Raw genomic sequence first — 10,041 nt, forward strand, 5'->3', positions numbered from 1 at the left:
ATCCCATTCAATGAATTGAATGGTTAATGTTTATTGCAGTGATAGAAATGTTCATATAATTTGTGAGATGAAAAAAAGACTAAGGGAATGTTCGATTAGAAATACCCAAAAATCAAATAACGAGCTGGGAAATGTTAGTCAAATATAATACACAGCCAATCCTTTTTTCTCCTAATAAATCTATATTATCTCATCATAAAACTGCTTTAATTCAATATTATTCTGCAAATCGAATCAACAAGGTAAATTTAATAGAAAATTAAAAGAAAATCTTGTTAAGTAAATAAAAAAAGGATGAGAATAAGCGATTTTTACAAATAAATATATGAGAAAATAAATACCTGAAACATAAAAAGATATACCTGAATATGGTTCAGGTATTTATTGAAGGAGATAATTAGTAATAAAAATTGCTTTGTGAGAAGGTTATGAAACGGAATAATTTCAGGATATAGTATCGGTTCAATACATAGGAGTATACGGTTTATGTATATAGGTTTATGATATGTAAATGAGATTTTTTCTGATGATAATATAGTAAAATGTATTAGTAAAAGAGTTTTTTCTGTATAAAATAAGGAATGAAATATGTCGGATTTCTTTCCAACCAGATTCTCGGATTTCCTGATCTGTATAAAAGGTTTGCTGAAGGCGTGTTCAAACACAGGGATAAGTTGAATATTTTCCTTGAAGCAGCAGACAAACTTATAGAGTTATACAATGAAACCAAACTAGCAGAATAAAATGTCCAGGAAGCAAAAAGTACTTATAAGGTTGCTATGAAAATTAAAGAGGAGAGCAGGAAAAAAGCTGTTAAGCATATTCGTCAGACTGCGGAAGTGATCCATTCCAATCCTGAAAGCCCGAAGGGGATTCTAAAGGGGATCGGGCTGTATCCCCATAAAAAAATGCGTTCCTTTGATTCACCGCTTACTCCGACATATTTTTTCGCAAAACCGCATAATAAAAACTTGATCCTGGTTTCCTGACTGGCAAACGGGAATAAACGCCACACGCTTTATGTTCTCGAATATAAATTTCCCGATGATGAGAAGTTCAACCTGCTTGAAGTTACCATGTGCAAGAAATATAAGCATACGGTTTCACAGCCTTATGCCCAAGTTCAATATAGAGTTTAGGCGAAAAGAGGTAATAAAGAAAGTGGTTACAGCAATGTGGCAACGGTTAATTTAACATAGCTGCAAATCCCCTCAATGGTCAGTATGAATAACACTTACAAAGATTCTCATCTTCTTCTGAAGATTTTAAGCAATCTCAATGTTTGACTGCTAACATTTTTGTGTTTTCCTCATTTTTGGTCTTGACAAATATCTTTATCCAAAAAAAAAGTCTCATCGAATTTGATGATTCATTGTTCCAATGCTCTTTCGTTGGAATGATTTAATGATGTTTTTATGTAACTGAATCCAATGTTTTGCGTTGGTATAAGTAATTCAAAAAAAAATAAAGGAGAAAGAATATGATTCAACTTCAAAATCTTGTAAAAGATTATGGCAGTCTGCGAGCAGTAGATCATATTAATTTCGAGATCAACGAAGGAGAGATTCTGGGATTCTTGGGTCCGAATGGAGCAGGTAAGACAACAACCCTTAAAATGATCACCTGTTTTTTTGAACCAACGGAAGGCAATATTTCCGTGGAGAATTTCAATGTTCTGGAAAATTCCCGTGAGATCAGGAAAATGATCGGCTATCTTCCCGAACACAATCCTCTTTATCTTGAAATGACGGTTTATGATTACCTGAAATTTGTAGCAGAGGTCAGGGAAATCCCCGACTTCAAAACCAGACTCAAAGAAGTCATCAACAAATGTGGTTTGCATGGTATTGTGGGAAAACCTATAAATACGCTTTCCAAAGGTTATAAGCAGAGAGTGGGAATTGCCCAGGCAATTATCCACGATCCCAAGATACTCATCCTCGATGAACCAACTGTAGGCCTTGATCCGAACCAGATCGTAGAGATCAGGGAATTGATCAAAGAACTCGGTAAGGAAAAAACGCTCATCATTTCCAGCCATATTTTACAGGAAGTGCAGGCAGTCTGCGACCGGATTGTGATCATTAATAAAGGAAAGATCGTAGCAGACGGATCTACGGAAGAATTAAAATCCAATTTCCAGAACAAGACCAAGATCAATCTGGAATTGATAGCCAAGGAAGACGAGATCTCGTCTTTAACAGAAAATGTGGAAAACATCAGTTTGCTCTCTGTAACTCCCAAAGGAAATGATGTTGTTCAGGCTATTATCGAATTTGATTCCGGCGTAGATAAAAGAGCGGAAATTTTCCAGCATATAAAATCCAGGGATTGGACTTTGTTGGAAATGCGTCGTGATCATGTCAGCCTGGAAGCTGTATTTAGAAATCTGACCATTGAAGAAGGAGGAGAATAATGAACTATACATCCGTAATTACTAAAAAGGAAATGAAGAATTATTTCAGTTCAGCAGCCGCATATATCGTGCTGGTAATTTTCCTGTTAATTTCTGCCTGGTTCTTTTCCAGCCCCTTGTTCCTGAATAATCTGGCAGAAATGAGATCACTTTTCGGGATCGTGCCCATTATTTATATTTTCTTTATTCCCGCGATCACAATGGGTCTTCTGGCAAGAGAAAAGAATAACGGAACCCTGGAACTGCTTACTACATTTCCCTTAAAAGATTCGGAGATAGTTATGGGAAAATTCTGGGCTTCAGTAAAAGTAATAATCATTGGGTTAGCATTTACTCTGGTACATTTTTTCACTATTCTGATGCTCGGGAAAAATATCGATTTCGGAGCTATCTTTACCGGTTATTTAGGATTGATCCTGTTAGGAGCGGTTTACAGTTCCATCGGTATTTTCGCTTCCAGTCTGACAAATAATTACATCGTTGCTTTCATCATCAGTTTCTTCATCATCTTCTTCCTGTTCATTCTTGAATATTCACTCTTCTTTATTCCTGCTTCCCTGGTTGGATTTTTCCAATATATCAGCATTGGATACCACTTCTCCAATTTCATTAAAGGTGTGATCGATACCCGCGACCTGGTTTATTTCATCAGTTTGATCGTCCTCTTCCTGAAACTGTCGGAAACTGCACTTAATTCACGGAAATGGAGATAGGAGGAAATTATGAAAAACAAAAAATCATTATGGATAAACCTGGTAATTTTAGTTGCCATCATCGTTTTTGTGAATCTTATCTCGATCCCGATCTTTACGAGATTAGACCTTTCCAAAGGAAAGATATATTCCTTATCAAAAGCAAGTAAGAATGCAGCCAAAAATTTGGAAGATCGGTTGATCGTGAAAGCTTATTTTTCCAAAAATCTTCCCGGTGAATTTGCTGATGCACGCAGATTTACGCAGGATCTTTTATCCGAATATCAAGCGTATTCGAGAGGAAAACTGCGATTTGAATTCATCGATCCCAAAGATGAAGAGAGCCTGAAGGAAGAAGCACGGAAGAATAATATAACTCCTGCAACTATGCGTGTTAATGAAAATGATCAATTAGTTATTCGTGAAGTTTATCTTGGTCTGGCATTTTTATATCAGGATAAAACCGAAGCAATTCCATTGATCCAGAATACGCAGGGTTTGGAGTATGACATAACAAGTACAATCAAAAAAATTACTGCTATCGGTTTGAAGAAAGTAGCGATCTTCTCGCTTGAAGAAGAAATCCCTCCTCAGTATCCGGGAATGCCTCCTCAAAATGATAATTTCAAACAGATCAGACAGATGATCTCCGATAGTTATGAAGTCATCAAAACTGATCTTACATCCGAAATCGAAAGTTCGGTAGATGCATTGGTTTTTACAGGCATTAAAGATTCCCTTGCTCAAACGCAACTGTACAATTTGGATCAATATATTATGAAAGGCGGAAATGTCCTCTTTTTCCAGGATAGAATTTCCGCAGATCTGCAAACGCAAAAAGCAGAACCGATCAAATCCAACCTGTTCGATCTTTTCCGAAATTACGGGATCAATATCAAGACGAACCTGGTAGCCGATGCAAATTGCGGACATGTCTCCGTCCAGAGACAACAGGGATTCTTCAAGATCAATACTCCCATCAAATATCCATTCTTCCCGATTATTCATAATGTGAACAAAGAAAACCTGATCGTGAAGAATCTCGACCAGATGCAGTTGATCTTTGCTTCTGAAATCGATACAACGAGGATGAAAGATGGCTTATCTTTTGAACCGCTGCTTTATTCTTCTAAAAATTCAGGAGAAATTACAGGTCCTAGACTCGATATTTCCGTGATGCAGTATATGAACCAGAATCTGAAATCAATGTTCATCGATGAACCTAAAGTGGTTGCTGGAATTTATTCAGGTCTTTTCAAAAGTTATTTTGCTGATAATCCTGAATTCCCGGATGCTTCTTTGGAAAGTTCAGATGCCAAGATCCTGCTTGTTACTGATTCCGAATTTGTGGAAGATGTCGGTGGAGCAGGGATCAAAGGGAATCTCGATTTTGTTTTGAATGCTGTCGATTATATGGCTTCCGATGCTTCATTAATTGAAATCCGTTCCCGTGAAACCGAATATAAACCATTAAAGGAAATCAGTAATCATGCCAAGAAAATCATCAAATGGATTAATATTTTATTGCCTGCCATTCTTCTCATCCTGATTGGAATTATTCTGTATCGAAGAGAATTGGGCAAAAGGAAAATGATTGGAGAGCTTTATGAATAAGAAAAATTTAATCCCAATTATTGTTCTCGTTGTTCTGGTCATCATCTATGCTTTGACCAAAACCAGGAATTATACGGAAAAAAGAATCGAGTTTTTCGGGATCGATTCTGTCAAAATCGGTGCGATCGAATTGATCACCGTTGATGATACTTTGAAACTGGCAAAAGTAAATGGTGAATGGATGATCGATTTTCCGATCCAATATCCTCCTGTTCCAAGAAAAATGGAAGATATTTTCGGGAAAGTATTGAAGATTGAAACATCAAAGATTCCTGTTTCCGAATCGGAATCGTCTTTTGAAAAATACAATCTGACTGATAGTCTGGGAACAATTGTCAGACTTTATGATGTTAGTAATAAACTTTTATCGGAATCAATTGTCGGTAAGAGTGACAATTACAATTTTTCTCATGCCCGGAAAAAAGATGAGAACAAAGTCTATCAATTAGTCAGCAATATCTCCTACATGATCAAACCTGATATTAAAAGTTGGAGAAATAAAACGATCCTGGAATTGGAAGAACTGGAAATTTCACAAATCAACTTTGCTTCTGAAGAATTTAACTACACATTGACTGCAACCGATTCATTATGGCAGTATAATGATTTTATAAGCAATTTCTCAATCAAAGCCCCGAATGCTTCCATGAAAAGTATTGCCAGCGGTTTGAAAAGAGTAAATGTTTCTGATTTCATCGATCATGACTATGAAAGTTACGCAGATAAATTCGCCAAACCTTTAGCGGAATTAACGATCACAGACTTTACCGGTAAACTGACCGATTTAAAATTCGTGGAAGGGGAAGAGAAAAAACTGGTGGTTATGAAAGATGATGAAACAGAGCATTTATTTATAATGCATGAAAGCTGGTTGAATAAATTCAAGAAATCCAAAGAGGATTTTGAGAAATAGATGATATTGAAAACTGCCAAGTTTTAAAAACTTGGCAGTTTTTTTATCTTTAATACTTGATCTCACGCTTATGCGTGGGATTTTTTTGGTTCTTAATCAGCGTTAAAGCATCATTCCCAATCCCCTGATTGGGAATGTCCTTTTCTAACATCTATTCATAACAGCGGCTCAAATAATTCTCTCCAGATTCCCATTTTCAACATCAACCAGATACATATTTACTCCTGCTTCTTCCAATAGATCTTGGGCTAATTGATCCTGATATTTTTCTGCAATATAGATCGTATTTATTTCAGCATTGATCAAAATTTTTGAACAGATGGAACATGGTTGATTCGTGCAGTAAAGAACGCCGTCTCTAACTGATGAACCATTGATGGCTGCCTGAATAACAGCATTTTGTTCTGCATGAACTCCGCGACAAAGTTCGTGTCTTTCTCCGGAAGGAACATTCAATTGTTTCCTTAAACAACCGGTTTCCGAACAATGACGAACATGCTTGGGAGCACCATTATAACCTGTTGAAATTATCTGGTTATCTTTAACGATTATTGCTCCGACTTTTCTTCTCAAACAGGTCGATCTTTTAGAAGCAAGAACAGCCATTTCCAAAAAATATTGATGCCAGTGTGGTCTATCGTTCATATAATTTCTCCATTTGTTCAAATTTGCCAAATTTCAAAAATTTAGCAAATCTATAATTTATTTTCTCTCACCAACTCCGCCTGCGACTTCCTCAAATAATAAGGTTCCAGATTTGAAATAAATTCAAAATCATATTCAGGAAACCTTTCCAATTTTAAAATTAGACTGATCAAATTGGAAGCTAAAGCAAGATTCTGATGAGGGAGAGCAGGATTAGATTTTACTCCGGAATCTTCAATTAAATTTTTAAATTTAACAAATCCATCACCAATGATCGTTACTTTTTCTTTTATCTTTTTTAGAAAAACTTCCGGTTTGGAGTTTTGAGGAGGAATGATCTCATCCAATTGCGGAGAGTAAAGGGCAGCATAAACTTCGTTCATTTTAGCATCGAGAAAAGTAAGTATCGGATATTTATTTCCATAAAGATTAGATGCTAAAAGTTTTAAAGTATTTACCGGGATCAAAGGGATTTTCCTTCCCAGACAAATTCCTTTGGCAGTTGCCAGTCCGATCCTGATTCCGGTAAATGAGCCGGGACCGTTTGCCAGAGCAATTGCATCGATCTCTTTGATCGAGATTTTACTTTGCTTCAAGCCTAAATCAATCATCGGCATCAATCTTTCGGAATGAGTAATATTTATATCGAGATAACTGATAAACGAAATGTTACTACTTTTGCTGACAGCAATGCTTCCCGAAGTTGACGAAGTGTTTAAAGCAAGGATATTCAAATTTTTCTCCCTTGATTTCTATAGCTTAATTTTTTTCAGGTTGGATTGAAGTCAAGCAAAGAATTTATTAAATTTTGAAACAAAAACTTGCCATAAGAACCGAACTTGTTCGGTTGGTTCGTAGTTCAGAACTTGTTCTGAACCCATTCTTAATTTTTCAGGACTCGGAACAAGTTCCGAGCTACAGTAACTCAAACAATCCTGATTGAGAAAATAAAAAGGTAAAGAAATGAATAAGGATACTCAAAGCAGAATCGAATTCTTCTTTTTCAAATTGTTTTTAAATACATTCAAAATTTTGCCCTTTGTTCTCATAGTGAGAATAATTAGTAATTTATTTGTCTTGGGAGGTTTTGTTATCGGGATCAGGAAAAATGTTGCCAGAAGACAATTGATGATGGTCTTCCCTGGAAAATCAAAACAAGAGATCGATAAAATTTTATGGAGAATGTATTATGACATGGGAAGAGTAGCTGCAGAAACATATTTTGGAGATTCTAAAAAACTATTTATGAGAGCAGAAGTTAAAGGTTGGAAAAATCTGGAAAAAGCTGTAAATATGGGAAAAGGCGTGATCATGATTACCGGACATCTTGGCAACTGGGAATTAGCCGGAAGGTATATCGCATCAAAGTTAAAGCTGTCTGTGGTTGCTAAAAAACAGCGAAACAGGTATTTTGATGAATATACGAACAAGATAAGAGAAGCAGAAAATATCGTTTTGATCGATAAAAAGAATGCTTTTAAACCAATCATGAAACTGCTGAAACAGAATTACATTGTTACTATTTTGATCGATCAGAATGCAGGTCGAGATGGAATTGTTACAGACTTTCTTGGCTTTGAAGCATCGACTTTTATCGGAGCTGCAAAAATTGCCATTAAAACAGGTTGTCCGATCGTTCCTGCTTTTGCTGTGAGAACGGAAGACGGAATGAATCTTTTTACAGTTGATGAAATCATATATCCGGATAAATTTCAAAATGACGATAGATCAATAAAAGAATTAACTGAAATTATATCTAAAAAACTGGAAGAATATATTTTAAAATATCCTTCTCAATGGTTCTGGGTTCACAAACGCTGGAAAGGACGAGATAAAGCCAAAAAGATATAGCCACCTGTCTTCGTCAAGACTGCGACAAGGCAAGCAAAAATGTGCAAAATACACAAAACAACAAACAGCAAACAAAAAAAACAAGATGTTTGTCTTACAAAAAAAATATTATCTTTGTGTCTTCCTGCCTTTGTGGTAAATTACAAAAAAACTTTACAAGATAACGGTCTCAATAACCTTTGCCGGCGGAGAATTGATTTATGAAAAAAGTTTTTTTTATGATAATGCTGGTCTGTTTTGCATTTTTGAATGCAATAGATTCAGTTTATTCTGCCAACGGATTTGTTGAAAATCCTGTTCGGGATTCGCTTGTTTATTATCATAATAATACGGATGATTCTTATTGGTATGGAACCGACAGTTGGGCTGTTCGTTTTGGTTTTAATGATTTTTTTGAGAATATCGATACCCTCTATTATGAAACGGAAGGTGCATACATTTATATTCCCAATGAGATCGCTGATGATGAACTTACAGTAAAAATTTATGCGGATAATTATGGTCAGCCTGAACTTGAAACTTTACAGACTTCCCAGACAATTTCCCCTGTTTATGGTTGGAATCACATCGTTTTTTCCGAAACATATACTGATACGACGATCTGGTTGGTTATCGATTATCCAACCAATATTTCCGACAGATTCATTTCTGCTTCCAATATCGATGGAACTCACAGTTATTTCCTACAGGATGAATATTATCTGAATATGGCAGATTATGGATTCGTCTCGGAATTCCTTTTCAGTTTGGAAGGCAGATTTTTATTCGATGGGACTGACCTGGAATTGAAAGACCTTACTCTCGTTATCGATGAAAATTATTATCCTGACGGAACTCTCAACTTTGATGCGTATCCGCAATTTACGATCAGGAACAATTCCCAACAAACTGTTGAAAATGCTATCTTATATCTTACTATCGATTACCCTCTATGGTCTATTGAAGACAGTATTGCAATTCCTTCAATTAATGCAGAACAGGAAATATTCTTTGATCATTACCAGGATGAAGAGCATAAATACGATCTTTTAAGGGAATATTCTCAATATTATGTCAGTGCTGTTGTCGAGCATGAAGCAGATAGTCTTACCTTCAATAATGAAAAGAATTTCTATTTGAATATTTTTCCTTTGGAACTGGACAATGTTTTAATAGAAAATGCTGTTTTGAATAATGAAACAACTTATAATATCTGGAATGATCAGGAAAGTATAATTTTCCCTGATAGTACGGAAGTAATAAATTTTTTCCCGGATATTTCCGATATTCCGCTTTATAATTCAGCAGCTGTATTAAGGTCAAATTTTTATGATCTGACAGGTTATCCGGTAACGATAATTGAAGGTGAAGATAAAATATTTGGTTATTTTGAATCAACTTATGCAGACAATTTCAGCTCGCTTTATAATGACTTTCTTGAAAATGGAAAAACATTTATTTCGGAAATAGATGTTCATGCATCAGTTGATTCCGCAGGCAATGTCCAGTTTAATTATGAACTGAAAAACGAAGATACATACATTTTCTTTGATTACTTGGCAGATTTGAAATTTTATGCTGCGATTGTTGAAGACAATGTTGGTGACAATTTGGAAATCAGGCAAGAAGTTTTCGGTTCGGTTTTGCTCGATCTTGTTTATGAAACCTCGAATTTATCTCTTTCCTGGTCTGATACATTTGCTGATTCGTTTTCATTTAATAAATTTTCAGATATTGATATAATTGGAGATTCCCTTAATTATTGCAGGATCGTTTATTGGGTTCAAAATACCGAAACTCATAGAATCGATTATTTGAATTCATTTCCATTTACGGAATTTGTACAGGTTGGAATTTCCGATAATGACATCGTTATCTTTAATGAAAAAATATCGATCTATCCAACTCCTTTTAATAATTATGAAATCTTA

9 protein-coding genes are annotated in these 10,041 nt (G+C 35.5%); 7 read left to right on the forward strand and 2 right to left on the reverse strand.

Annotated elements, in window-relative coordinates; all coding sequences use genetic code 11:
* Positions 1-779 precede the first annotated feature (779 nt).
* From ENL20_03300 to ENL20_03320, 5 genes are all read left to right on the forward strand, one after another.
* Complete coding sequence (locus tag ENL20_03300) at positions 780-989, forward strand: hypothetical protein (GenBank protein HHE37583.1); 210 nt, start codon at positions 780-782, stop codon at positions 987-989.
* 491 nt (positions 990-1,480) lie between these two features.
* Positions 1,481-2,416, forward strand: coding sequence for an ATP-binding cassette domain-containing protein (locus ENL20_03305; GenBank protein ID HHE37584.1), 936 nt, complete (start codon positions 1,481-1,483; stop codon positions 2,414-2,416).
* A complete protein-coding gene (locus ENL20_03310; GenBank protein ID HHE37585.1) occupies positions 2,416-3,129 on the forward strand; it encodes an ABC transporter in 714 nt (237 codons plus the stop codon). The genes ENL20_03305 and ENL20_03310 overlap by 1 nt, the downstream gene beginning before the upstream one ends.
* Before the next feature lie 9 nt (positions 3,130-3,138).
* Positions 3,139-4,722, forward strand: a complete 1,584-nt coding sequence (locus ENL20_03315; protein ID HHE37586.1) for a hypothetical protein — start codon at positions 3,139-3,141, stop codon at positions 4,720-4,722.
* A complete protein-coding gene (locus ENL20_03320; protein ID HHE37587.1) occupies positions 4,715-5,635 on the forward strand; it encodes a DUF4340 domain-containing protein in 921 nt (306 codons plus the stop codon). Before ENL20_03315 ends, ENL20_03320 begins: the two co-directional genes overlap by 8 nt.
* A 168-nt stretch (positions 5,636-5,803) precedes the next feature.
* Here the strand turns inward: ENL20_03320 and ENL20_03325 are convergent, their stop codons facing one another.
* Positions 5,804-6,280: a cytidine deaminase gene (locus tag ENL20_03325; protein HHE37588.1), complete on the reverse strand. Its 477-nt coding sequence runs from the start codon at positions 6,278-6,280 to the stop codon at positions 5,804-5,806.
* Between the two features lie 50 nt (positions 6,281-6,330).
* A complete protein-coding gene (gene tsaB / locus ENL20_03330) occupies positions 6,331-7,014 on the reverse strand; it encodes a tRNA (adenosine(37)-N6)-threonylcarbamoyltransferase complex dimerization subunit type 1 TsaB (protein ID HHE37589.1) in 684 nt (227 codons plus the stop codon).
* 229 nt (positions 7,015-7,243) lie between these two features.
* Here tsaB and ENL20_03335 point away from each other — a divergent pair, with 229 nt between their 5' ends.
* Together ENL20_03335 and ENL20_03340 are read left to right on the forward strand one after the other, a co-directional pair.
* Positions 7,244-8,131 carry a hypothetical protein gene (locus tag ENL20_03335; GenBank protein ID HHE37590.1) on the forward strand — a complete coding sequence of 296 codons (888 nt, stop codon included), beginning with the start codon at positions 7,244-7,246 and terminating at the stop codon, positions 8,129-8,131.
* A 200-nt stretch (positions 8,132-8,331) separates the two neighbouring features.
* Positions 8,332-10,041 (forward strand): hypothetical protein (locus ENL20_03340; GenBank protein ID HHE37591.1); only part of this gene is annotated, 1,710 nt, incomplete at its 3' end.

Source organism: Candidatus Cloacimonadota bacterium, assembly GCA_011372345.1.
Classification (GTDB): Bacteria; Cloacimonadota; Cloacimonadia; order Cloacimonadales; family TCS61; genus DRTC01.

Coding starts and splice junctions, on each gene's coding strand:
- ENL20_03300 (HHE37583.1), top strand. CDS start 780: ATGAAAATTAAAGAGGAGAGCAGGAAAAAAGCTGTTAAGCATATTCGT.
- ENL20_03305 (HHE37584.1), top strand. CDS start 1,481: ATGATTCAACTTCAAAATCTTGTAAAAGATTATGGCAGTCTGCGAGCA.
- ENL20_03310 (HHE37585.1), top strand. CDS start 2,416: ATGAACTATACATCCGTAATTACTAAAAAGGAAATGAAGAATTATTTC.
- ENL20_03315 (HHE37586.1), top strand. CDS start 3,139: ATGAAAAACAAAAAATCATTATGGATAAACCTGGTAATTTTAGTTGCC.
- ENL20_03320 (HHE37587.1), top strand. CDS start 4,715: ATGAATAAGAAAAATTTAATCCCAATTATTGTTCTCGTTGTTCTGGTC.
- ENL20_03325 (HHE37588.1), bottom strand. CDS start 6,280: ATGAACGATAGACCACACTGGCATCAATATTTTTTGGAAATGGCTGTT.
- ENL20_03335 (HHE37590.1), top strand. CDS start 7,244: ATGAATAAGGATACTCAAAGCAGAATCGAATTCTTCTTTTTCAAATTG.